This window comes from Streptomyces sp. NPDC039424, from assembly GCF_055639495.1.
The window spans coordinates 455,807-479,967 of sequence record NZ_JBVKAI010000004.1; the positions used below are offsets into that span (position 1 = coordinate 455,807).

At 69.3% G+C, this 24,161-nt stretch carries 19 protein-coding genes and 2 tRNA genes; 18 read left to right on the forward strand and 3 right to left on the reverse strand.

The features are described 5' to 3' along the window. Positions 1 to 47: 47 nt before the first annotated feature. Positions 48 to 2,207: a protein kinase domain-containing protein gene (locus tag ACZ7L0_RS13360; RefSeq protein WP_471242572.1), complete on the forward strand. Its 2,160-nt coding sequence runs from the start codon at positions 48 to 50 to the stop codon at positions 2,205 to 2,207. 92 nt (positions 2,208 to 2,299) lie between these two features. Here the strand turns inward: ACZ7L0_RS13360 and ACZ7L0_RS13365 are convergent, their stop codons facing one another. Further along, positions 2,300 to 2,785 (reverse strand): hypothetical protein, encoded by a 486-nt coding sequence (locus tag ACZ7L0_RS13365; RefSeq protein WP_471242573.1) that lies wholly within the window; start codon positions 2,783 to 2,785, stop codon positions 2,300 to 2,302. A 570-nt stretch (positions 2,786 to 3,355) separates the two neighbouring features. Between ACZ7L0_RS13365 and ACZ7L0_RS13370 the strand changes: the two genes are divergently transcribed. Further along, positions 3,356 to 3,823 carry a hypothetical protein gene (locus ACZ7L0_RS13370; protein ID WP_471242574.1) on the forward strand — a complete coding sequence of 156 codons (468 nt, stop codon included), beginning with the start codon at positions 3,356 to 3,358 and terminating at the stop codon, positions 3,821 to 3,823. Positions 3,824 to 4,067: 244 nt separating this feature from the next. Then, complete coding sequence (locus ACZ7L0_RS13375; protein WP_471242575.1) at positions 4,068 to 4,787, forward strand: tyrosine-type recombinase/integrase; 720 nt, start codon at positions 4,068 to 4,070, stop codon at positions 4,785 to 4,787. A gap of 68 nt (positions 4,788 to 4,855) precedes the next feature. Here ACZ7L0_RS13375 and ACZ7L0_RS13380 read toward each other — a convergent pair. Then, positions 4,856 to 4,926: transfer RNA gene (locus ACZ7L0_RS13380), tRNA-Gly, on the reverse strand. 163 nt (positions 4,927 to 5,089) lie between these two features. Here ACZ7L0_RS13380 and ACZ7L0_RS13385 point away from each other — a divergent pair. The 5 genes from ACZ7L0_RS13385 (at position 5,090) to clpX (ending at position 9,815) form a co-directional block, all read left to right on the forward strand. Then, positions 5,090 to 5,166, forward strand: a tRNA-Pro gene (locus ACZ7L0_RS13385). Between the two features lie 179 nt (positions 5,167 to 5,345). Beyond that, on the forward strand, positions 5,346 to 6,740 hold the full coding sequence (gene tig / locus ACZ7L0_RS13390; protein WP_471242576.1) for a trigger factor: 1,395 nt from the start codon (positions 5,346 to 5,348) through the stop codon (positions 6,738 to 6,740). Between the two features lie 263 nt (positions 6,741 to 7,003). Next, positions 7,004 to 7,609: an ATP-dependent Clp protease proteolytic subunit gene (locus tag ACZ7L0_RS13395; RefSeq protein ID WP_471242752.1), complete on the forward strand. Its 606-nt coding sequence runs from the start codon at positions 7,004 to 7,006 to the stop codon at positions 7,607 to 7,609. Positions 7,610 to 7,679: 70 nt separating this feature from the next. After that, the gene (locus ACZ7L0_RS13400; protein ID WP_471242577.1) at positions 7,680 to 8,345 is read left to right on the forward strand and encodes an ATP-dependent Clp protease proteolytic subunit; all 666 of its coding nucleotides are present in this window, start codon (positions 7,680 to 7,682) and stop codon (positions 8,343 to 8,345) included. Between the two features lie 183 nt (positions 8,346 to 8,528). After that, positions 8,529 to 9,815, forward strand: coding sequence for an ATP-dependent Clp protease ATP-binding subunit ClpX (clpX, locus tag ACZ7L0_RS13405; RefSeq protein ID WP_471242578.1), 1,287 nt, complete (start codon positions 8,529 to 8,531; stop codon positions 9,813 to 9,815). An 84-nt stretch (positions 9,816 to 9,899) separates the two neighbouring features. On the opposite strand, the gene ACZ7L0_RS13410 is transcribed toward clpX, so the two are convergent. Then, complete coding sequence (locus ACZ7L0_RS13410) at positions 9,900 to 10,793, reverse strand: hypothetical protein (protein ID WP_471242579.1); 894 nt, start codon at positions 10,791 to 10,793, stop codon at positions 9,900 to 9,902. Positions 10,794 to 10,929: 136 nt separating this feature from the next. Here ACZ7L0_RS13410 and ACZ7L0_RS13415 point away from each other — a divergent pair, with 136 nt between their 5' ends. From ACZ7L0_RS13415 to ACZ7L0_RS13460, 10 genes are all read left to right on the forward strand, one after another. Continuing rightward, entirely contained in the window at positions 10,930 to 13,554 is a 2,625-nt protein-coding gene (locus ACZ7L0_RS13415; RefSeq protein WP_471242580.1) for a valine--tRNA ligase, read from the forward strand. Positions 13,555 to 13,642: 88 nt separating this feature from the next. After that, entirely contained in the window at positions 13,643 to 15,157 is a 1,515-nt protein-coding gene (gene folC / locus ACZ7L0_RS13420; RefSeq protein WP_471242581.1) for a bifunctional tetrahydrofolate synthase/dihydrofolate synthase, read from the forward strand. Positions 15,158 to 15,165: 8 nt separating this feature from the next. Further along, positions 15,166 to 15,525, forward strand: coding sequence for a DUF4233 domain-containing protein (locus ACZ7L0_RS13425; RefSeq protein WP_471242582.1), 360 nt, complete (start codon positions 15,166 to 15,168; stop codon positions 15,523 to 15,525). Between the two features lie 64 nt (positions 15,526 to 15,589). Then, on the forward strand, positions 15,590 to 16,003 hold the full coding sequence (ndk, locus tag ACZ7L0_RS13430) for a nucleoside-diphosphate kinase (protein WP_030943193.1): 414 nt from the start codon (positions 15,590 to 15,592) through the stop codon (positions 16,001 to 16,003). 315 nt (positions 16,004 to 16,318) lie between these two features. Then, complete coding sequence (locus ACZ7L0_RS13435; protein ID WP_471242583.1) at positions 16,319 to 17,338, forward strand: rod shape-determining protein; 1,020 nt, start codon at positions 16,319 to 16,321, stop codon at positions 17,336 to 17,338. A gap of 110 nt (positions 17,339 to 17,448) precedes the next feature. Continuing rightward, complete coding sequence (mreC, locus tag ACZ7L0_RS13440; protein WP_471242584.1) at positions 17,449 to 18,390, forward strand: rod shape-determining protein MreC; 942 nt, start codon at positions 17,449 to 17,451, stop codon at positions 18,388 to 18,390. 12 nt (positions 18,391 to 18,402) lie between these two features. Then, the gene (gene mreD / locus ACZ7L0_RS13445; protein ID WP_471242585.1) at positions 18,403 to 19,080 is read left to right on the forward strand and encodes a rod shape-determining protein MreD; all 678 of its coding nucleotides are present in this window, start codon (positions 18,403 to 18,405) and stop codon (positions 19,078 to 19,080) included. Between the two features lie 95 nt (positions 19,081 to 19,175). Next, positions 19,176 to 21,425, forward strand: coding sequence for a penicillin-binding protein 2 (gene mrdA / locus ACZ7L0_RS13450; RefSeq protein ID WP_471242586.1), 2,250 nt, complete (start codon positions 19,176 to 19,178; stop codon positions 21,423 to 21,425). Then, the gene (gene rodA, locus ACZ7L0_RS13455; RefSeq protein WP_471242587.1) at positions 21,422 to 22,621 is read left to right on the forward strand and encodes a rod shape-determining protein RodA; all 1,200 of its coding nucleotides are present in this window, start codon (positions 21,422 to 21,424) and stop codon (positions 22,619 to 22,621) included. Before mrdA ends, rodA begins: the two co-directional genes overlap by 4 nt. 38 nt (positions 22,622 to 22,659) lie before the next feature. Beyond that, positions 22,660 to 24,159 carry a CYTH and CHAD domain-containing protein gene (locus tag ACZ7L0_RS13460; RefSeq protein WP_471242588.1) on the forward strand — a complete coding sequence of 500 codons (1,500 nt, stop codon included), beginning with the start codon at positions 22,660 to 22,662 and terminating at the stop codon, positions 24,157 to 24,159. Positions 24,160 to 24,161: the final 2 nt, after the last annotated feature.

The window sequence follows — 24,161 nt, forward strand, 5'->3', positions numbered from 1 at the left end:
CAGGGCGGTACGCGACGGACAACGGAACAACGGGGGAACGTACGGGGATGGCGCTGCGCGACTCGGACCCGGCAGAGGTGGGCGGCTACCGGATCGAGGACCGCCTCGGCAGCGGCGGCATGGGCGTGGTCTACCTCGCCCGCTCCGCCTCCGGCCGCCGCCTCGCCGTCAAGGTCGTCCACGGCCAGTACGCCGACGACGAGGAGTTCCGTACCCGGTTCAGCCGCGAGGTGGCAGCCGCCCGCCAGGTCAGCGGCGCCTTCACGGCCCCCGTGGTGGACGCCGACGCGGACGCCTCGCGCCCCTGGATGGCCACGCTCTACATCCCCGGCGAGGACCTCGGCACCCATGTGCGCCGCCACGGCCCGCTGCCGCTGCCCCGGCTGCGCGAACTCGCCGCCGGCCTCGCCGAGGCGCTGCGCGACATCCACCGCGCGGGCGTGGTCCACCGCGATCTGAAACCGGCCAACGTGATGCTCGCCGAGGACGGCCCCCGCGTCATCGACTTCGGCATCTCCCGCGCCGCCGAGTTCGCCGCCGCCGACGTCCTCACCCAGACCGGCCGCGTCATGGGGACCCCGCCCTTCATGTCCCCCGAGCAGTTCTCCGCCCCGCACGACGTCGGCCCGGCCGCGGACATCTTCTCCCTCGGCGCGGTCCTGGTGTACGCCGCCACCCGGCGCGGCCCGTTCGACAGTCCGAGCCCCTGGGAGACGGCGACCCGGGTGGTCGAGGGCGCCCCGGAACTCGACGGCGTGCCCGAGGAGTTGCTCCCCTTCATCCGCCTCTGTCTGGAAAAGCACCCCAAGTCCCGCCCCACCCCGGACGAACTCCTGCGCCTGCTGCGCGACGGCCGGCTGCCCGAGCCCGCGCCGGAACCCCGGGAGCGGGCGGCCGACCCGGCCCGGCGGCGCGGGCGCGGCCGCCGGTGGTGGCTGGTCGCCGGGGCGGTCGCCGCCGCCCTGGCCGCCGTCGCCGGTACGACGGTCGCCGTCACGCTCGGCGGCGACGGCCCCCGGCACCGCCTTCCGGCCGACTGGCAGCCCTGGCACCGGCAGTCGAAGGATCCGACCGCCGGCGACCCGGACACCGCGGTCGCCACCAACGCCTTCAGCCGCTGCGCCGCCGTCCGCGCGTCGCTGGTGTGCGCCGGCGACGGCGTCATGGCGACCCGGTTCGCCCTGGCCGACGGCCGCAACACCTGGGCCCTCCCCATGGACCCGACGCCCGGCGAGGAGAGGAACGTCAGCGCCGGCACGGTCATCGGCACCCACGACGGCAGCGTGTACGTCTGGGGTGCCGACGACCGGACGGACGAGAAGCACCCGGACACGTCCCGGACCAGCTACTCGATCCAGGCCGTACGGGCCGACACCGGCAAGCCGGTGTGGCGGCGGGTCACCGGTGACGGCGACATGGCCTACGGCGGCGACGAGGGCTACGCCGCCCCCACGGCCGGGGGCGTGATCGCCGTCTACGGCGACAAGGGCGAGTCGTACGCCCTGCTCGGCGCGGCCGACGGCAAGGTCCGCTGGAAGCGCCCCCTGCGGTACTCGAACGCGGACGAGAAGGGCGCCTGCCAGCTCAGCGGGGTCAAGGGGCGCGTGTACATGCTGTGCGGGGCCTTCGGCAAGGACTACAGCATCAGCCGTACGAGCATCACTCAGCTCGACCCGGCCACCGGCCGGCCCCGGTGGACGGTTTCGGCCAAGGGCGCGCTGAGCGTCCTCGGCCAGGACGGGGACCGTCTCGTGCTGGCCGACTCCACGGGCACGCTCCGCACCCTCACCCTGATCGACATCTCCTCGCACGTGGTCACGGCCGTGCGGCTGTCCCGCCCCGAGACCGCGATGAGCGGCGTCTACCTGGAGCGCGGCACCGTCTACTGCACCTTCACCAGCGGCAGCGTCCACGCGTTCTCGCCGCGCACCGGCCGCCTGCTCTGGCGGAGCAACTCCACCGTCGAGCAGCCCGGCCCGCCGACCGCCACGTCGACCCGCGTCTACCTGGCCTCTCCGACCGGCCGGCTGGCCGCCCTCGACCCGCGCACCGGCAAGGTCGGGTCCACCCTCCCCGGCCGCGACGACGGCGGCACCACGGGCTCGACGGGCGGCCCGGCCAGCGCCCCCCTGGTCCTCGTCGGCGACGCCCTCTACATCCCGTACGGCGTCCGCGCCGTCTACACGGTCGACGTCCATGACCTGTGAGACCGGGAGAGGGACCGGGACGACAGAAGGCCCAGGAAGAGGAAAACAACCTCTCACCTGGGCCTTCGGCAGCCTCTGCGATCACTGCCCCATCACGGAGGCGTGGGCAACTGGTAGAAGGTGCACGGCCCGAGCGGCTCTGCCGCGCCGCAGATGCCCTGGTACACCGCGCCGCTCGTCGTCAGCACGCTGATGTAGACCACGTCGGCGCGTGACGACAGTGTGGCGTCGACAACGTTGGCCGGGCCTCCCACAGGCTGCCAGCCGGGGGGGACGATGGGCGTCGGGGGGCCGGAGGGCGGTGTCTCCCTGACCGTCAGGACGTACACCTGCCCGTTGCACACCACCGAGATGAACTTGTCCGGATCCTGGACCGTCGAGTCGATGTCGAAGCATCCGCGTGGCGGCGTCGGCGGCGTCGGCGGCTTGGGCTTCTCGCCGCCGTGTGCACCGGCTGCGGCAGGAGTGACCAGTCCGATCGCCATTACCAGCGCGGCCGAGGCGACCCCGGCGATCTTCTTGAACCTGCTTCGTGCCTGCGGTCCGAGGGGTGACGCTGTCCTGCACTCAGGACTCATGTAGTGCTCCTTGATCCGAGCGTTTCGGATGACTCCTGCATCCGCATGCGAGCTTGACCCGCACGCCTCGCATCACTCGGCATCTCGGCTGCAACACGCTCCAATATCAGCAAATCGGACCAGTGGGATGGTCCGACAATCGCCCGGTGAACGTGCCCGGTGAACGACAAAGACCCAAGTGGGACATTCGCTGTCTCACCTGGGTCTTCGTCCATATGGAGCGGGCGACGGGAATTGAACCCGCGTAGCTAGTTTGGAAGATCGCGTATGCGGATCACGGCTGACCTGTCAGGAAGCTGACCTGGGTGTTCCTGGACCAGTCACCTTGACTCCCCGCTGTTCCCCGGCTGGTACTACCGAATCGGGCACGCAGGGGGCACGTGAGGCTACGGGCGGGGTCAGAGGGGCCCCGCGCGGAGGCTGCGAGGATGACCCGCCTGACGGATCTAGTAGGTTTCCGTCCGCCCGATCCGAGGGGGCTTTCCGAATGGACACGACGAAGGAACCGGCTCAGTGGCGAGGATCAGAAGAACCCCCAAGGTAGTGCTGGCCGTCGCAGGACAGGCAGCGATGGCGGCCTTGCAGGTGGTGCTCCAGGAGGACGCGGCCGTGACCGGCTCGTGGCTGACGCGCCTGATCCCGCTGGCCCCCATGCTGATCGGCATGTACATGGTCTGGCGGCTGTTCCTGAACCCTTACGTATCGTTCGGGCAGGACCGCCTTCGGGTGAACAACATTTTCACGTACTACCTTGTTCCCTACCACCTGATCACGGCACTGGAGGGGCGGACCGCCCTCACCCTTGTCGTGTCTGGATACGGCCGCCTGCCGGTGGCTGCACTCGACGCCGCTCCTCTGACGGGCAAGGCCAAGCGGGACACCGTCGCGCAGGAGCTGCTGCGCCGCCGCGCCGCCGCCGTCCCAAGAGCCGGACATGGCTTCGAAAGGCGCAGCACGCTCGGGCTCCCGGAGTGGCTGGGGCCCGTCACATCCCTCGCATGCTTCCTTGTCGGCGGCCTCGCGTCGGTCCTCGGATAACACGGTCTCGATGCGCACCCCCTTAACCCACCGCTTCCCCCAGCTCCCATCCCGTCCGCCGTCGACCCACACACCGTGGAGCAGGCGTGGTTCATGGCGTCCAGGTGGAGCGCGCCACTGTACGAACGACCTGGACGCCATGGGCCGCGTCAGGCCCCCGGAGCGGCCTCGGTCGCCAAACTTCCGCCGTGCGGGCGTCGGCCCGACCACGGTCGCGAAGGCTTACTCCCTGCTCCGCACGATCATGGGCACGGCCGTTGAGGACGGGCTGATTCGCCGCAACCCGTGCCAGATCGAGAACGGCGGCACGGTGAACACCCCGGAGCGGCCCACCGCATCCGTCCTGGACGTCTTCGAGATCGTGAAGGCCTCGCAACCGCGCTACCGCGTCTTGGTGCTGCTCGGTGCGTTCTGCGCGTTGCGGTGGGGCGAACTGGTCGCTTTGCGGCGCCGGGATGTCGACCTGGACGCGGGCATGATCCGCGTGCGTGGCTCGGTCTCGGAGCTGAACAGCGGGAAGCGGATCTATAAGGCGCCCAAGAGTGAGGCGGGCAAGCGGTCCGTGGCCATCCCGCCGTCGGTCATGCCGATGGTCGTCACCCACATGGAGCAGTTCGCTGAGCCGGGAGCTGACGGCCGGGTCTTCGTCGGTGCGAAGGGTGCCACGCCCCGCCGGAACCACTTCAACGGGCTGTGGCACAAGGCCTGCGCGGAAGTCGGGATCAAGGGGCTCCGGTTCCATGATCTACGGCACACGGGGAACACCCTGGCGTCCCAGACCAACGCCAGCACGCGCGAGCTGATGACGCGACTCGGCCAGAGTTCGACCCGTGCCGCTCTGATCTACCAGCACACTTCGGAGCGGCGTGAGCGGGAGATCGCGGACGGGGTGGACGCCGTGATCGTGGATGCTCTGAAGCGGCACCCGCGCTCGAAGGGGCACGGGAGGGGCACGGCGGACTGAACCGCCCCGGGAACGGCTGAAGGCCCAGGGAGAGGAAACAACCTCTCACCTGGGCCTTCGGCGTCCAGAGCGGGCGACGGGAATCGAACCCGCGTAGCTAGTTTGGAAGACTAGTGCTCTACCATTGAGCTACGCCCGCACACGCGCGCCGCAGGTCGGCGGACCGCGGCACAGAAGGCATCGTAGCGGGTCGCACGCCGCGTAGGCCAACGAGTTGGTCTGCCGGGATGCCTCGGAGAGGGCCGTGCGGTAAGCGGCCGACGCATCGGGTCCGGGCATGTACCCTACGTGTCGCACCAGCACGGGGTGTGGCGCAGCTTGGTAGCGCGTCCGCTTTGGGAGCGGAAGGCCGTGGGTTCAAATCCCGCCACCCCGACCACCGACTCACGTCACCGTCGTGATCGCCTTTTGGGGCGCTGAGCGGCTGCGGTTACTATGCAAGCTGCGCGCCCGTGTGTCCCGGCCCACTCGGCCTACGAACTCCTCCGGGCGGCGAAATCCGCCGGGGCTGTCTGGCTCCGGCAGAACCCAAGAAGTCAGCCACAAGGAGACCGAACCGTGAAGAGCGCCGTGGAGACCCTGAACCCGACCCGGGTTCGGCTCACTGTCGAGGTGCCCTTCGAGGAGCTCAAGGACAGCCTCGACGCGGCGTACAAGAAGATCAACCAGCAGGTCACGGTGAAGGGCTTCCGCAAGGGCAAGATCCCGGCCCGCGTCATCGACCAGCGGTTCGGCCGCGGTGCGGTGCTGGAGGAGGCCGTCAACGACGCGCTGCCGAAGTTCTACACCGAGGCGGTCAACGAGGCCGAGCTCAGCCCGCTGGGCCAGCCCGAGGTCGACATCACGGAGCTGAAGGACGGCGAGACGCTGAACTTCACCGCCGAGGTCGACATCCGCCCGGTCCTCGAGATCCCGGACTACTCCGGCATCGAGGTCGAGGTCGACGCCGTCGAGGTCAGCGACGAGGACGTCGACAAGTCGGTCGAGCAGCTGCGCGAGCGCTTCGCCTCCACCTCCCCGGTCGAGCGTGCCGCCGAGGACGGCGACGTCGTGACCGTGGACCTGCAGGCCAAGGTCGACGGCGAGGTCCTCGAGGACGGCGTCGCCGAGGGCGTCTCCTACACCATCGGCTCCGGCGAGCTGCTCGACGGCATCGACGACGCCGTGAAGGGCCTGTCCGCCGGCGAGGAGGCCACCTTCACCTCCGAGCTGAAGGGCGGCTCCGCCGCGGGCAAGGAGGCCGAGGTCACCGTCAAGGTCAGCCAGGTCGCCGCCCGCGAACTGCCCGAGCTGGACGACGAGTTCGCGCAGCTCGCCTCCGAGTTCGACACGCTCGAGGAGCTCAGGGCCGACAGCCGCAAGCGTCTGGCCGACATGAAGCAGTACGACCAGGCCACGCAGGCCCAGGAGCGCGTCCTGGACAAGCTGCTGGAGCTCGTCGAGGTGCCCGTCCCCGAGAAGCTGCTCGAGGACGAGATCAACACCCGTAAGCACAACCTCGAGCACCACCAGCTCGGCCAGATGGGCCTCACCCTCGACAAGTACCTGGAGCTCCAGGGCAAGACCGCCGAGGAGTTCGAGACCGAGACCCGCGAGGCCGCGGTCAAGGGCATCAAGACCCAGTTCGTGCTCGACGAGCTGGTCAAGCAGGAGAAGCTCAACGTCAACCAGGAGGAGCTCACCGAGCACCTCATGCGGCGTGCCGCTTCCTCCGGCATGTCCCCCGACCAGTTCGCCCAGGCCGTCGTCGAGGGCGGCCAGGTGCCCCTCCTCGTCGGCGAGGTCGCCCGCGGCAAGGCTCTGGCCGTCGTGGTCGAGGCCGCCACGGTGAAGGACACCAACGGCGAGGTCGTCGACCTCGACGACGAGGAGGAGACCGAGGCCGCGGAGGGCTCCGCCGAGGAGACCGTCCAGGCCGACGCCGAGGCCTCCGAGGAGAAGACCGAGGGCTGACCCCTCGCGTCCCTCTGACGCGCGTATGACGGGCCCCGGGCGCCATTGCGGCCCGGGGCCCGTTGCCGTGACCGGAAGCACAACGCCGCTACGCCCCCGGCGAACACCCCCTTCCACGGGATTCCCCGAAGGGACCCGCGCGTTAGGGTCCATGAATACGGGGGCAAGGGAGTCTCCTGAAGCCCCCCGGCAGGACCCCGCAGGGAAACGTGAGACGGCCCGGCGCCGTCGTAAGACGAGCAGGTGGATACGTGACGAATCTGATGCCCTCAGCCGCCGGCGAGCCTTCCATCGGTGGTGGCCTCGGCGACCAGGTCTACAACCGGCTGCTCGGCGAGCGGATCATCTTCCTCGGCCAGCAGGTGGACGATGACATCGCCAACAAGATCACTGCACAGCTGCTGCTCCTTGCCGCCGACCCGGACAAGGACATCTACCTCTACATCAACAGCCCCGGCGGCTCGGTGACGGCCGGCATGGCGATCTACGACACCATGCAGTACATCCCGAACGACGTGGTCACCATCGCCATGGGCATGGCCGCCTCGATGGGCCAGTTCCTGCTCACGGGCGGCACCGCGGGCAAGCGCTTCGCGCTGCCCCACGCCGACATCATGATGCACCAGGGCTCCGCGGGCCTCGGCGGTACGGTCTCGGACATCAAGATCCAGGCCGAGTACCTGCTGCGCACCAAGAAGCGCATGTCCGAGCTGACCGCGTTGCACTCCGGCCAGACGGTGGAGGCGATCATCCGCGACGGTGACCGCGACCGCTGGTTCACGCCGGAAGAGGCCAAGGAGTACGGTCTCATCGACGAGATCATCACGCATGCCTCCGGTGTTCCGGGAGGCGGCGGCACCGGTGCCTGACCGGCCCGGCTTCGCCACGTACCGCCGAGACTCCACTCCCCAGAACGCCACCAGGACGGTGAACACGCACATGAGCAACTACCCCGGCGCCGCCAGCGGCCAGTACGAAGGGCCCCGGCCCGAGAGCCGCTATGTCATCCCGCGCTTTGTCGAGCGCACCTCCCAGGGCATCCGCGAGTACGACCCGTACGCGAAGCTCTTCGAGGAGCGCGTGATCTTCCTCGGCGTCCAGATCGACGACGCCTCCGCCAACGACGTCATGGCGCAGCTGCTGTGCCTGGAGTCGATGGACCCCGACCGGGACATCTCGATCTACATCAACAGCCCCGGTGGTGACATGACCGCCCTCACGGCGATCTACGACACCATGCAGTTCGTGAAGCCGGACATCCAGACGGTGTGCATGGGCCAGGCGGCCTCCGCCGCGGCCATCCTGCTCGCCGCCGGTACGCCGGGCAAGCGCATGGCGCTGCCGAACTCCCGGGTGCTCATCCACCAGCCGGCCGGCTCCACCGGCCGCGGGCAGCTCTCCGACCTGGAGATCATCGCCAACGAGTTCGCCCGGATGCGGACGCAGCTGGAGGAGATGCTGTCCAAGCACTCCAACCGGCCGATCGAGCAGGTCCGCGAGGACATCGAGCGCGACAAGATCCTCACGGCCGAGGAGGCGCTGCAGTACGGCCTCGTCGACCAGATCATCTCGACCCGGAAGATGAACAACGAAAGCGTCCGCTGAAGCGGGGTGATGTTGTCGTCTGCCACCCTTGGCATGGTTTGACCCGGTGCACGGAAAGGTGCACGTCAAAGTGAACCGTGCCAAGGGGGGCCCGAACGGGGGGCCCGGCAAGGTACCGTCGGAATAAGGCAGCACCAGGAGCCGCTGGATCTAGGCGTCTCCCAGGCGAAGGGGAAGCACACCGTGGCACGCATCGGTGACGGCGGCGATCTGCTCAAGTGCTCGTTCTGCGGCAAGAGCCAGAAGCAGGTCAAGAAGCTCATCGCAGGGCCCGGTGTGTACATCTGCGACGAGTGCATCGATCTCTGCAACGAGATCATCGAGGAAGAGCTCGCGGAGACCAGCGAGGTGCGCTGGGAGGAGCTCCCGAAGCCCCGCGAGATCTACGAGTTCCTCGAGGGCTATGTGGTCGGGCAGGAGGCCGCCAAGAAGGCGCTCTCCGTCGCGGTGTACAACCACTACAAGCGGGTCCAGGCCGGCGAGAACGGCGGCGCGCAGGGCCGTGACGACGCCATCGAGCTGGCCAAGTCCAACATCCTCCTGCTGGGCCCCACGGGCTCGGGCAAGACGCTCCTCGCCCAGACCCTGGCCCGCATGCTGAACGTCCCGTTCGCCATCGCCGACGCGACGGCGCTCACGGAGGCGGGCTATGTCGGCGAGGACGTCGAGAACATCCTGCTGAAGCTGATCCAGGCGGCGGACTACGACGTCAAGAAGGCCGAGACCGGGATCATCTACATCGACGAGATCGACAAGGTGGCCCGAAAGAGCGAAAACCCGTCGATCACCCGTGATGTCTCGGGCGAGGGTGTACAGCAGGCCCTGCTCAAGATCCTCGAGGGCACCACGGCCTCGGTCCCGCCGCAGGGCGGCCGCAAGCACCCCCACCAGGAGTTCATCCAGATCGACACGACGAACGTCCTGTTCATCGTGGGCGGTGCCTTCTCCGGCCTGGAGAAGATCATCGAGGCCCGGGCCGGCGCGAAGGGCATCGGCTTCGGCGCGACGATCCTCTCCAAGCGCGAGCTGGAGGCCAAGGACGTCTTCGAGGACGTCATGCCGGAGGACCTGGTCAAGTTCGGCATGATCCCCGAGTTCATCGGCCGCCTCCCGGTCATCACCTCGGTCCACAACCTCGACCGCGAGGCCCTGCTGCAGATCCTGGTCGAGCCCCGTAACGCCCTGGTCAAGCAGTACCAGCGCCTCTTCGAACTCGACGGCGTGGAACTCGACTTCGAGCGCGAGGCCCTCGAAGCCATCGCCGACCAGGCCATCCTCCGCCAGACCGGTGCCCGCGGCCTGCGCGCCATCATGGAGGAAGTCCTGATGTCCGTGATGTACGAGGTCCCGTCCCGCAAGGACGTGGCCCGAGTCGTCATCACCGCCGACGTCGTCCACTCCAACGTCAACCCGACCCTGATCCCGCGAGACGCCCGCGGGCGGGGCTCGGGCGAGCAGAAGACGGCGTAGCCGCCCGCGGCGAGAAACGAGGACACCGAAGGGGCCCCGGTCAACCGACCGGGGCCCCTTCGCCGTTGAGCCGGCCGTACGGCGTCAGGCCTTGACCCGCACGTCGTTGCGCAGCTTGGCGGTCAGCTCGGCCGCATCGGCGATCGTGCTGCTCTTGCCGGTCATCAGCGCGGCGACGTCGTACGACAGCACGTAGACCACCGTGCTGTGGTCACCCCAGATGCAGACGGGCATCTTCGTGGTCTTGCCGGAGTCGGCGCTCTCGACGTACTGGCACTTCATGACGCCGTTGGAGAAGCCCGAGGGCGTGACCTTCTCGGGGCTGCCGACGAGCTTGGCCTCCGAGTCCTTTTCCTTCTCCGACTCCGTCTTCATCTTCGCGAACATCGCGTCGACGACCTTCTCCGGGTCGTCGATGGTGCCGTACACCCCGGAGAACCCGAGGAACTTCTGCGAGGCGCTCGACCCCGAGGAGTACCCCGCGCTGAGGTCCTTGGGGTCCTTGATGCCCCAGGACTCGGCGTCCTTGAGGTCGTCGTCGCTGAAGCCGTCGGGAGACTCGTCGGCGGACTTCTTGTAGGTCCCGTCGACCACCGTCGCCGGAGCGGTCAGCTTGTGCGCGCCGTCGTCGGCGATGTCCGAACCGCCGCTGCCCCCGCCGATCACGAAGTACGCGCCCACGGCGACGGCGGCCACGACCGCCACCGCTCCGATGATCAGGCCCGTCTTCTTCTTGCCGCCCTCCGGCGCGGGCGGCGGGGGGACGGCGCCGTAGGGCTGCTGGCCGTACGGGTTCGGCTGCGGGGGGACGCCCTGCTGGGGGTAGCCGTACGCGGGCTGCGGCTGGGGCGGCGTTTGCTGGGGGTAGCCGTAGCCGGGCTGGGGGGCCTGCGGCTGCTGGCCGTAGGGGCCCGGCTGGCCGTACGGTCCGGGCTGCTGGGGCTGCCCGCCGTACGGGCCCGGCTGGTTGCTGCTCATGACTGGGTTCCCCCTCAGATGCTTATGTGTCCCTGACATCCTCACCCAGGCGTGAGGGGCGCACCGCACCGGGGGCCGCACCGTTACAGAACAAAGGCGTTTCGGGACTGCCCCGTAACACCCCTAAACTGAGCCCGTGACCGAGAACGCTCAGCAGCAGCCACCAGCGCCCGACACCGAACTGCCGACCCAGTACGCGCCGGCCGATGTAGAGGGGCCGCTGTACGAGCGCTGGGTAGAGCGGGGTTACTTCGAGGCCGACGCGAAGAGCGACAAGCCTCCGTACACCGTCGTCATCCCGCCGCCGAACGTCACCGGCAGCCTGCACCTCGGGCACGCCTTCGAGCACACCCTCATCGACGCCCTCACGCGACGGAAGCGGATGCAGGGCTTCGAGACGCTGTGGCAGCCGGGCATGGACCACGCCGGCATCGCCACGCAGAACGTCGTCGAGCGGGAGCTGGGCAAGGAGGGCAAGTCCCGGCACGACCTGGGCCGTGAGGCCTTCGTCGAGCGTGTCTGGCAGTGGAAGGCCGAGTCCGGCGGGCAGATCAGCGGGCAGATGCGGCGGCTGGGTGACGGCGTCGCGTGGTCGCGTGAGCGCTTCACCATGGACGAGGGGCTGTCCCAGGCCGTCCAGACCATCTTCAAGCGGCTCTACGACGACGAGCTGATCTACCGCGCCGAGCGCATCATCAACTGGTGTCCGCGCTGCCTGACCGCCATCTCGGACATCGAGGTGGAGTACCAGGACGACGACGGCGAGCTCGTCTCCATGAAGTACGGCGAGGGGGACGAGACCATCGTCGTCGCCACCACGCGCGCCGAGACCATGCTCGGTGACACGGCCGTCGCCGTTCACCCCGAGGACGAGCGGTACAGGCACCTGGTCGGCAAGCTCATCAAGCTGCCGCTGACCGACCGTTCCATCCCGGTCGTCGCCGACGAGCACGTCGACCCCGAGTTCGGCACGGGCGCCGTCAAGGTCACCCCGGCCCACGACCCGAACGACTTCGAGATCGGCCAGCGGCACGACCTGCCGTCCATCACGATCATGGACGAGCACGCCGTCATCACCGCCCACGGCCCCTTCCAGGGCCTGGACCGCCTGGAAGCCCGCTCCGCCATCGTCGCCGCGCTGCGCGCCGAGGGCCGGATCGTCGCCGAGAAGCGGCCGTACGTCCACTCCGTCGGCCACTGCTCGCGCTGCAAGACCACCATCGAGCCGCGGCTGTCCATGCAGTGGTGGGTCAAGGTCGGCCCGCTGGCGAAGGCGGCCGGTGACGCCGTCCGCGACGGACGCGTCAAGATCCATCCGCAGGAGATGGAGAAGCGGTACTTCGACTGGGTCGACAACCTCCACGACTGGTGCATCTCACGGCAGTTGTGGTGGGGCCACCGGATCCCCGTCTGGTACGGCCCGGACGGCGAGGTCGTCTGCGTGGGCCCCGACGAGGAGCCGCCGAGCGGCGAGGGCTGGCGTCAGGACACCGACGTCCTCGACACCTGGTTCTCCTCCGGCCTGTGGCCGTTCTCCACCCTCGGCTGGCCCGAACAGACCGAGAGCCTCGCGAAGTTCTACCCGAACTCCGTCCTCGTCACCGGCTACGACATCCTCTTCTTCTGGGTCGCCCGGATGATGATGTTCGGCCTCTACGCGATGGACGGCACCCCGCCGTTCCACACCATCGCCCTGCACGGCATGGTCCGCGACCAGTTCGGCAAGAAGATGTCGAAGTCCTTCGGCAACGCGGTCAACCCGCTGGACTGGATGGACAAGTACGGCTCCGACGCCCTGCGGTTCACGCTCGCCCGCGGCGCCAACCCCGGTGTCGACGTCCCGATCGGCGAGGACTGGGTCCAGGGGTCCCGCAACTTCGCCAACAAGATCTGGAACGCCACCCGCTTCGCGCTGATGAACGGCGCGACGGTGGACGGCCCGCTGCCGGAGCCGTCGGCGATGTCGGCCACGGACCGCTGGATCCTCTCCCGCCTCAACTCCGTGGTCGCCGAGGTCGACGCGTTCTACGAGGACTACCAGTTCGCGAAGCTCTCCGACGCGCTGTTCCACTTCGCGTGGGACGAGGTCTTCGACTGGTACGTCGAGCTGTCCAAGACCACCTTCCAGGCGGGCGGCGAGCCGGCCGAGGTCTCGAAGCGGGTCCTCGGCGAGGTCCTCGACGTCACGCTGAAGCTGCTGCACCCGGTCGTCCCGTTCGTCACGGAGACGCTGTGGACCACCCTCACGGGCGGCGAGTCGCTCGTCATCGCCGAGTGGCCCACGGACAGCGGCTTCCGCGACGCCGCCGCCGAGCGGGAGATCGAGACCCTCCAGTCCGTGATCACCGAGGTCCGCCGCTTCCGCGCCGACCAGGGCCTCCAGCCGGGCCAGCGGGTCCCGGCCCGCCTCACCCTGGACGGCACGGCGCTCGCCCCGCACGAGGCCGCCATCCGCCAGCTGCTGCGCCTGCAGCCGGAGGGCGAGGCCTTCACGGCCACGGCGACCCTGCCGGTGGCGGGCACGGAGGTCGCGCTGGACCTCTCCGGCACGATCGACGTGGCGGCGGAGCGCAAGCGCCTGGCCAAGGATCTCGCCGCCGCCGAGAAGGAGAAGGCCCAGGCCACGGCCAAGCTCGGCAACGAGGCGTTCCTCGCCAAGGCGCCGGATCAGGTGGTGGAGAAGATCCGCACGCGACTGGCGAAGGCCGAGGAGGACATCGCCCGGATCGCCGCGCAGCTGGACCGGCTGCCGCAGGCGTAGGCATACGTACACAGGCGAAGGCCCCCGGAACTCCGTGCTCCGGGGGCCTTCGCCCACGTGTGTCGGCGGCGCTCCGTAGACTGGCCCCGTGAGTGACCTCCCCGGCAACAGCGACCAGCCCGAGCCCCTCGACTCCTTCGAGGAGATCATCGCGGCGGAGACGGACCGCGACCCCGACCTCGCGGTGATCGAGGCCGGCAGCCGCACCCTGCGCACACAGGGCGGGCCGCCCGAGGCGGACGTCCCTACCCGGCCCGAGGACCCCGAGGTCGACAAGGCGCTGCGCGAGGTCGAGGCGGACCTGGCCACGCGCTGGGGCGAGACCAAGCTGGAGCCCTCCGTCAGCCGTATCTCCGCGCTGATGGACGTCCTGGGCGAGCCGCAGCGGTCGTACCCCTCGATCCACATCACGGGGACGAACGGCAAGACCTCCACGGCCCGCATGATCGAGGCGCTGCTCGGCGCCTTCGAGCTGCGCACCGGGCGGTACACCAGCCCGCACGTGCAGTCGGTCACCGAGCGGATCAGCCTGGACGGCGCCCCGATCTCCGCCGAGCGGTTCATCGAGACGTACCGGGACATCAAGCCGTACGTGGAGATGGTCGACGCCCAGCAGGAGTTCCGGCTCTCCTTCTTCGAGGTGCTCACCGGCATGGCGTACGCGGCCTTCGCGGACGCGCCCGTGGACGTGGCCGTCGTGGAAGTGGGCATGGGCGGCTCCTGGGACGCCACCAACGTCATCGACGGGGACGTGGCCGTGGTCACCCCCATCGACCTCGACCACACCGACCGGCTGGGCGAGACCGCCGCCGAGATCGCCACGGAGAAAGCCGGCATCATCAAGCAGGACGCGACGGTCATCCTGGCGCAGCAGCCGGTGGACGCGGCGCAGGTGCTGCTGAAGAAGGCGGTCGAGGTGGACGCGACCGTGGCACGGGAGGGCCTGGAGTTCGGGGTCGTCGCGCGGCAGGTCGCGGTCGGCGGGCAGCTGATGACCCTTCGTGGGCTGGGCGGCGAGTACGAGGAGGTCTACCTCCCCCTGCACGGTCCCTACCAGGCGCACAACGCGGCCGTGGCGCTGGCCGCCGTCGAGGCGTTCTTCGGCGTGGGCGCGCAGCGGGCGCAGCCGCTGGACATCGACACCGTCCGCAAGGCCTTCGCGGCCGTCTCCTCGCCGGGCCGGCTGGAGGTCGTACGGCGCTCTCCCACCGTCGTGCTGGACGCCGCGCACAACCCCGCGGGGGCGCGGGCGACGGCGGAGGCGGTGGGGGAGGCCTTCGACTTCAGCCGGCTGATCGGGGTGGTCGGGGCCAGCGGCGACAAGAACGTCCGCGGGCTCCTGGAGGCCTTCGAGCCGATCTTCGCCGAGGTGGTCGTCACCCAGAACTCCAGTCACCGCGCCATGGACGCCGACGAGCTGGCCGCGATCGCGGTCGAGGTGTTCGGCGAGGACCGGGTGCAGGTGGAGCCGCGGCTGCCGGACGCGCTGGAGGCGGCCATCACGCTGGCCGAGGAGGAGGGCGAGTTCGCCGGCGGCGGCGTACTCGTCACCGGTTCCGTCATCACGGTCGGCGAGGCCCGGCTGCTTCTGGGGAAGGGCTGAGGATTCCCATGCGTACGCTCTGTTCTTCGACCCTGATCGGCGAGTTCTTCGTCATCGGCTTCGCGGGGCTGGTGGCGATGAAGGACCAGGACCTGTCGACGTCGACGGTGTGGACGGTCTGCGGTGTCGCCATGTTCCTGAGCGTGGTGCTGTGCGGCATGGTGACCCGGCCGGGCGGCGTGGCCCTCGGCTGGGCCCTGCAGATCGCGCTCGTCGCGTCCGGGTTCTTCGTCCCGATGATGTTCTTCCTGGGAGTGATCTTCGGGGCCCTGTGGTGGGCGTCGGTGCATTTCGGGCGGAAGGTGGACGAGGCGAAGGCGCGGTTCGCGGCGCAGGCGGAGTCACCCACTACACCTGACGCTGCGTAACGAGGGCTGAGCCCGACCTTGTAACCTCGTCCCACCGCACACGTCTGCCAGAAGGAGCCCTCACGTGACTCAGCGCACCCTCGTCCTGCTCAAGCCCGACGCCGTCCGTCGCGGCCTGACCGGCGAGATCATCAGCCGGATCGAGCGCAAGGCCGGCTGGCAGATCACCGCGCTGGAGCTGCGCACGCTGGACCAGGAGACGCTGGAGCAGCACTACGGCGAGCACAAGGGCAAGCCCTTCTACGAGCCGCTCGTGGAGTTCATGGCCTCCGGTCCGGTGGTCGCGCTGATCGTCGAGGGTGAGCGTGTCATCGAGGGTCTGCGCGCCCTGGCCGGTCCCACCGACCCGATCGCGGCGGCCCCCGGCTCCATCCGCGGCGACTACGGCGTCATCGTCCGCGAGAACCTGATCCACGCCTCCGACTCCGAGGAGTCGGCGGAGCGCGAGGTGAAGATCTTCTTCCCGGGTCGCGCCTGACCCGCCACCCCCCGGGGATTTTTCGAGGTTTTTTCTGAGGGAGCATCACCTTTGTGCGCCCCCTGAGCTGCGGCGGCCGTACCTTTTCGGCCGCCGCTTGGCATATGCGTGCCGATCGGGGGAACGAGTGCCCCCGTTGGGCCGTCTCCAGGAGCGAGGGGGTCGGCCATCTGCTGACAATGGCGAAGACCCTCGCGCAGTGTTCGCGCAGGCGCGTTTACGATGTAAGCCTGCACGTCACAGCACCCACCTCGCCGACCTGAAAAGCCCTCAAAAGCTCATGGGAAGGCCAGACGAATCCTGATGGGGAACTCAATGTCGTTCATCGGCCGTGACATGGCTGTCGACCTCGGGACCGCCAACACGCTGGTGTACGTCAGGGGTCGCGGGATCGTACTCAACGAGCCGTCCGTCGTCGCGATCAACACGAACACCGGTGGCATCCTCGCGGTCGGGTCCGAAGCGAAGAAGATGATCGGCCGGACCCCGGGCAACATCGTCGCGGTGCGTCCGCTGAAGGACGGGGTCATCGCCGACTTCGAGATCACCGAACGGATGCTTCGCTACTTCATCCTGAAGATCCACAAGCGGAGGTACCTCGCGAGGCCGCGCGTCGTCGTCTGCGTGCCCTCCGGCATCACGGGAGTCGAGCGCCGCGCCGTCATCGAGGCCTCGTCCCAGGCCGGTGCCCGCCAGGTGCACATCATCGAGGAGCCCATGGCCGCCGCCATCGGCTCCGGTCTGCCGGTCCACGAGGCCACCGGCAACATGGTGGTGGACATCGGCGGCGGCACCACGGAGGTCGCGGTCATCTCGCTCGGCGGCATCGTCACCGCCCAGTCCATCCGGGTCGCGGGCGACGAGCTGGACAACGCGATCATCCAGCACATCAAGAAGGAGTACAGCCTCCTTCTCGGTGAGCGGACCGCCGAACAGATCAAGATCACGATCGGTTCCGCGTACGAACTCGAGACCGACGAGCACACCGAGATCCGCGGCCGGGACCTCGTCTCCGGACTGCCGAAGACCGTCGTCATCTCCGCCGCCGAAGTCCGCAAGGCGATCGAGGAGCCCGTCAACGCGATCGTGGACGCCGTCAAGACGACCCTGGACAAGTGCCCGCCGGAGCTGTCCGGCGACATCATGGACCGGGGCATCGTGCTGACCGGCGGCGGTGCGCTGCTGCGCGGCCTCGACGAGCGGCTGCGCCGGGAGACCGGTATGCCGATCCACATCGCCGAGGACCCGCTGGACAGCGTCGCGCTCGGTTCCGGCAAGTGCGTCGAGGAGTTCGAGGCGCTCCAGCAGGTGCTGGACGCGCAGCCGCGCAGATGACGTAACTCTTCGATTCCGCCGTACGAGATGATCTTCTCTCGTACGGCGGATCGTTGATATAGAGGCATAAGCTCGCACAATTCCTATGAGGAAAGGCACGGCCGCCGCACGTGAGGGACACGAAAGAGAGCCGGCTGCTCCTGGTGCTGCTGATCGCCATCGCGTTCGCGCTGATCACGGTGGACATCCGCGGTGGCGAGAACTCCCCGGTCGACGGCGCCCGGCAGGCCGCGGCCACGGTCTTCGGCCCGATCGAGAACGGGGTGTCGTCGGCGGTCGATCCGGTCGGCAACGCCGTCTCCGCGGTCCGTGACTCCGGTGAGCGGCACGACCGGCTGGCCCGGCTGGAGAAGGAGAACGCGGCCCTCAAGGCGAGGCTCGGCAGCGCCGACCGCAACCGCAGCCGTCTGAAGCAGCTCGACAAGATGCTGAAGATCGCGGGCGAGGGGCAGTACGGCATCAAGGGCGCCGAGGTCATCGGCATAGGTTCGGCCCAGGGCTTCTCCTGGACCGTCACCATCGACGTCGGCGCCGACGACGGCATCAAGCGGGACATGACCGTGCTCAACGGTGACGGCCTGGTCGGGCGTGTCACCACCGTCGGCCCGAACACCGCCACCGTGCTGCTCGCCAACGACCCCGACTTCACCGTCGGCACCCGGATGGAGGGCACCGACGAACTCGGCTTCGCCTCCGGGCAGGGCGACCGCCCGCTGCGCGTCGAACTCCTCAACGGCAAGGCGGAGGTGAAGAAGGGCGACCGGCTGGTCACCTTCGGCTCCCAGGCCGACAAGCCGTTCGTGCCCGGCGTGCCCGTGGGCGTCGTCTCCCGCATCGACCCCTCCGGCGGCGGCCTGACCCGCACCCTCTACGTCACGCCGTTCGTCGGCTTCACCCAACTCGACATCGTCGGCGTCGTCGTCGAGGCCCCGAAGAAGGACCCGCGCGACACCGTGCTCCCGGCCAAGCCCAAGCCGACCCCCACCCCGACGGTGACCGTCACGGTGACCCCGTCCGCCGGCGCGAACGCCGACGACCAGCAGCAGCAGTAGGAGCGAAGTTTCATGCGCCTCAACCGGATCCTGCTCTCCATCACGCTGGTCGTCGTCGCCCTGGTGATCCAGGTCAGCGTCCTCGCCCGGCTCCATCTCCCGGGTGCCGTGCCCGACCTGCTGCTGCTCACCGTGCTGGGCCTGGCGATGGTCTACGGCCATGTCGGTGGCGCCCTGGTCGGGTTCGGCGCGGGGTTCCTCGCCGACCTCGCCCCGCCCGCCGACCACGCCGCCGGCCGCTACGCGCTGGTGCTGTGCGTCATCGGCTACCTCGCCGGACTCATCAAGCCGGAGAACGGCCGCCTGAAGTCGGCCACCGGCCCGATGGCCGTCGTGGTCGCCGCCGCGATCGGCTCGACGCTGCTGTACGCCGGGGTCGGCGCCCTGGTCGGCGACACCGCCGCCCGCCATGTGGGCCTGGTCAGCCTGCTGTCCACGGCCGCCGTGTACGACCTGCTGCTCGCGCCGTTCGTCGTACCCGGCGTCATCGCCCTGGCCCGCCGCGCGGAGAACGACCCGCTCGCGGAGACCACCTCCGCGACCAAGGCCACCGACATCTCCTCCGGCTGGCTCTCCTCCGGCACCGGTCTGCGGATCGGCGGCCAGCGCGGCGGCCTCGGCGGCCTGAAGGCCAAGACCCGCACCCGCACCGCGCGCGTCGGCCGCATCAAGGGGGTCAAGCGGCTGTGAGCGCACGGGAGTTCGACGCGGGCGCTCACAGCTTCGTCGTATATGACACATCCACATATGACGCGCACACACACTGAGAGGGGGAGGCAGCCGCAGTGACCAACATTCCCGAGACCGGACGGACCCCACGGGTCCAGACCCGGCTCGTAGTGATCCAGATCCTCGTCCTCTCCCTGCTCGGCACCCTCGGCGGCCGGCTGTGGTACCTGCAGATCCGCGAGGGCGCCGAGTACCAGAAGGAAGCCTCCGGCAACCATGTGCAGCAGGTCGTCGAGCCCGCCGTACGCGGCTCGATCCTGGACGCGCGAGGCGTGGCGCTCGCCGACAACGAGACCCGGCTGGTGGTCTCCGCCTCCCGCACCGACCTGCTGAAGCAGAAGGACGACGGCAAGGCGGTCCTCACCAAGCTGGCCGGGGTCCTCGGCATGGACCCCGAGGAGGTCATGCAGAAGGTCCGGCTGTGCGACGCCAAGACCCCGCAGCCCTGCTGGAACGGCTCCCCGTACCAGCCGATCCCGATCACCGACGAGGCCACCGCCAAGCAGGCCCTGCAGATCCGCGAGCGCGCCGAGGACTTCCCCGGCATCACCGCCGAGCCGGAGGCCGTGCGCCGCTACCCGGCCCCCGGCAAGGCCAACACCGCCCAGGTCCTCGGTTACCTCTCGCCGGTCACCGACAACGAGATCCAGCAGGCCAAGGACACCGACTCGCCCTATCTGCGCTCCGACATGGTCGGCCGCAACGGCCTGGAGCGCCAGTACGACAAGGAGCTGCGCGGCAAGGCCGGGGTCACCCGGTACGAGGTCGACAACCTCGGCCGGGTCATCGGCAAGGCCGAGGCGGACGCCGCCGAGCCCGGCGCCAACCTCGTCACCAGCATCGACTCCCGGGTCCAGCGGGTCGCCGAGTACGAGCTGAACGTGGCGATGAAGAAGGCCCGCCAGCAGTTCGACAAGATCACCGGCGAGAACTACAAGGCGGACTCCGGCGCGGTCGTCGTGATGGAGGCCAAGACCGGCCGGATCGTCGCCATGGCGTCCGCCCCGACCTACGACCCGAACGCCTGGGTCGGCGGCATCTCCGCCAAGGACTACAAGAAGCTCACCGGGAAGAACTCCGACTACCCGCTGCTCAACCGGGCCATACAGGGTCAGGCCGCGCCCGGTTCGACCTTCAAGGTGGTCTCCACGGCCGCCGCGGTCCAGGCCGGGTACGCCTGGGACGGCGGCTACCCTTGCACCAGTTCGTACTCCGTCGGCGGCCAGGTCTTCAAGAACTTCGAGGGGGAGAGCTTCGGCCCGATCTCGCTCGGCCGGGCGCTGGAGGTCTCCTGCGACACCGTCTTCTACGGCCTCGCCGACCGGGAGTGGAAGAAGGACGGCGGCATCAACCCCAAGAAGGGGCAGCCGAAGGACTACTTCTTCAAGACCGCCCACCAGTTCGGCCTCGGCAAGGAGACCGGCATCGACCTGCCCAACGAGGTCACCGGCCGCGTCCCCGACCGCCAGTGGAAGCTGAACTACTGGAAGGCCAACAAGGACGCCTGGTGCAAGACCGGCAAGAAGGACGGCTCCTACGTCGAGAAGATCGCGTACGAGAACTGCCTCGAAGGCAACAAGATGCGCGAGGGTGACGAGATCAACTACTCCATCGGCCAGGGCGACACGCTCGTCACGCCGATCCAGGAGGCCGTGATCTACGGAGCCGTCGCCAACGGCGGCACCATGTACCAGCCGACCATCGGCAAGGCGGTCATCAGCCCCGACGGCAAGTCCGTGCAGGAGATCAAGCCGAAGAAGACCGGCAGGCTGCCGGTCGACAAGGCCACCATCAAGGGCATGAACGCCGCCTTCGCCGGCGTCATCACCCGCGGTACCGCCGCCTGGAAGTTCGGCGGCTGGCCGCAGGACAAGATCGCGCTGCACGCCAAGACCGGCACCGCCGAGGTCTACGGCAAGCAGACCACGTCCTGGCTGGCCACCTACAGCAAGGACTACACGGTCATCATGACCATCGCCCAGGCCGGTACGGGTTCCGGCGCCTCCGGTGAGGCCGTGCGCAACATCTACAGCGCGATGTACGGCGTCCAGGCGGACGGCGCGATCGACAAGAAGAAGGCGCTGCTGCCCTCCCCGCAGAAGGACCTGCCGAAGGTCCGTACGGACGGCACGATCAAGTCCCCCAAGGTCTCCCGCGACCCGGTCAAGGACATCGAGGCCACCCCCTCGGGCTCGCCCTCCCCGGACGGCACGCAGCCCGCGGCGACCACCGCCTCGCCCGAGACCGGAAACCGCGACACCCGCCGGCGGGCCCGGAAGAGGGGAAGCCGGAGGATGCTCACATGACGGGCGCGAACAGCTTCTCCGTCTCCGGGTACGGCCCCGAGCGGGCCGGCTGGACCCGGCTCTTCGCCCGGGACTCGATGGCCCGCCGGCTGGACTGGCCGATACTGCTGGCGGCCCTCGCCCTGTCGATGATCGGCTCGCTGCTGGTCTACTCCGCGACCCGCAACCGCACCGAGATCAACCAGGGCGACCCGTACTACTTCCTGATCCGGCACGTGATGAACACCGGCATCGGGCTCGCCCTGATGATCGCCACGATCTGGCTCGGCCACCGGACCCTGCGCAACGTCGTGCCCATCCTGTACGGCCTCTCGGTCCTCGGCATCCTGCTGGTGCTCACCCCGCTCGGCTCGACCGTCAACGGCGCGCACTCCTGGATCGTGCTCGGCGGCGGCTTCTCGCTCCAGCCCTCGGAGTTCGTGAAGATCACGATCATCCTGGGCATGGCGATGCTGCTCGCGACCCGGGTCGACGCGGGCGACCGGAAGTACCCCGATCACCGCACGGTCGTGCAGTCCCTGGGCCTGGCCGCCGTACCGATCCTGATCGTGCTGCTCATGCCCGACCTCGGGTCGGTCATGGTCATGGTGATCATCATCCTGGGCGTGCTGCTCGCCTCCGGCGCCTCCAACCGCTGGGTCTTCGGCCTCATCGCCACGGGCGCCATCGGCGCGATCGCCGTGTGGCAGCTGCACATCCTGGACGACTACCAGATCAACCGCTTCGCGGCCTTCGCCAACCCCGACCTCGACCCGGCCGGTGTCGGCTACAACACCAACCAGGCCCGCATCGCGATCGGCTCCGGCGGCCTGACCGGCGCCGGGCTGTTCCACGGCTCGCAGACCACCGGCCAGTTCGTCCCCGAGCAGCAGACGGACTTCGTCTTCACGGTCGCGGGGGAGGAGCTGGGCTTCGTCGGCGCGGGCCTGATAATCCTCCTCCTGGGCGTCGTGCTCTGGCGCGCCTGCCGTATCGCCCGCGAGACGACCGAGCTGTACGGCACGATCGTCGCCGCCGGGATCGTGGCCTGGTTCGCCTTCCAGGCCTTCGAGAACATCGGCATGACCCTGGGCATCATGCCGGTCACCGGCCTGCCGCTGCCCTTCGTGTCGTACGGCGGTACGTCGATGTTCGCGGTGTGGGTGGCGGTGGGGCTGTTGCAGTCGATCCGGGTGCAAAGGCCGATGTCCGCATAGAGGTGCTTACTCGGGCGAAACGCGGCTAGATTCGGTTCATGGCGGATACGAAGCGTGAGATCGAGCGCAAGTACGAGTCCGACGAGAGCGGCCTGCCGGACCTGACCGGCGTCGGCGGGGTGGCGGGCGTCCTCGACAAGGGTGTCGTGGAGCTGGACGCCACCTACTACGACACCCCCGACGAACGCCTCGCCGCCTCCCGGGTCACCCTGCGCCGCCGCACCGGCGGCTCCGACGCGGGCTGGCACCTGAAGTTCCCGGTCGGCCCGGGCGTACGCGACGAGATCCGGGCGCCCCTCTCGGACTCGGTCCCGGACGAACTCGCCGCCCTGGTCCGCTCCCGGGTCCGCGACGCCGAGCTGCTCCCGGTGGTCCGGCTGCGCTCCGCCCGCGACGTACGCCATCTCGTCGACGCGGACGGCCGGTTGCTCGCCGAGGCCAGCGTGGACGCGGTGACGGCCCAGCGGCTCACCGGGGACGGCGGTCTGGCCCAGTGGACCGAGATCGAGGTGGAACTCGCCGACGACGGGGACCCGGCCTTCCTCGACCAGGTCGAGAAGCGGTTGCGCAAGGCGGGCGTACGACCGTCCGAGTCGCCCTCGAAGCTGGCCAGGGCGCTGGCGGCGACCGCCCCGGAGAAGAAGGCGCGGCAGAAGCCCGCCGAGCCCGGCACCGCCGGCGACCACGTCCTCGCCTACCTCCGCGCCCAGCGCGATGTGATCGTCGAGCTCGACCCCGCCGTCCGCAGGGACGTCGAGGACTCCGTCCACCAGATGCGGGTGGCCACCCGCCGGGCCCGCAGCGCGCTGCGCGCGTACCGCGCGCTGTTCGACCGGGCCGTCACCGACCCGATCGGCGTGGAGCTGAAGTGGCTGGCGGCCGAACTGGGCCTGGACCGCGACCGGGAGGTGCTGGCCGAGCGCCTGACGACGGCCTTCGACGAGATCCCGGACACGCTGGTCTGCGGGCCGGTCGGCGACCGGCTGCACACCTGGTCGGAGGGTCGGCACGGCGGAGCGCGAGCCAAACTCGTCGGCGTCCTCGACTCCAAGCGGTACCTGGCGCTGCTCGACACCCTGGACGCCCTGCTCGCCGGACCGCCGCTGCGGAAGGCGGCCGCGAAGAAACCGTCCAAGGTGATCGGCAAGGCCGTACGCAAGCAGTTCCGCCGGGTCTCCGGTCTTATCGAACAGGCGATCGACACCCCGCCGGGACACGACCGCGACCTCGCCCTGCACGAGGCCCGCAAGAAGGCCAAGCGCACCCGCTACACGGCCGAGGCCGCCGCCCCCGCCCTGGGCCACCCCGCCGATGCCCTGGCCAAGGCCATGAAGTCCCTGACCCGTCCGCTCGGCGACCACCAGGACAGCGTCATGGCCCGCCAGACCCTGCGCGAGCTGTCCGCCGTGGCGCACGCGGCGGGGGAGGACACGTTCACGTACGGACTGCTCTACGGCCGGGAGGAGCAGCAGGCGGCGGCGGTGGAGGCGGAGCTGCCGGGGGTCTGGAAGAAGGCCGGGTCGCGAGTGGCCGTCTGAGG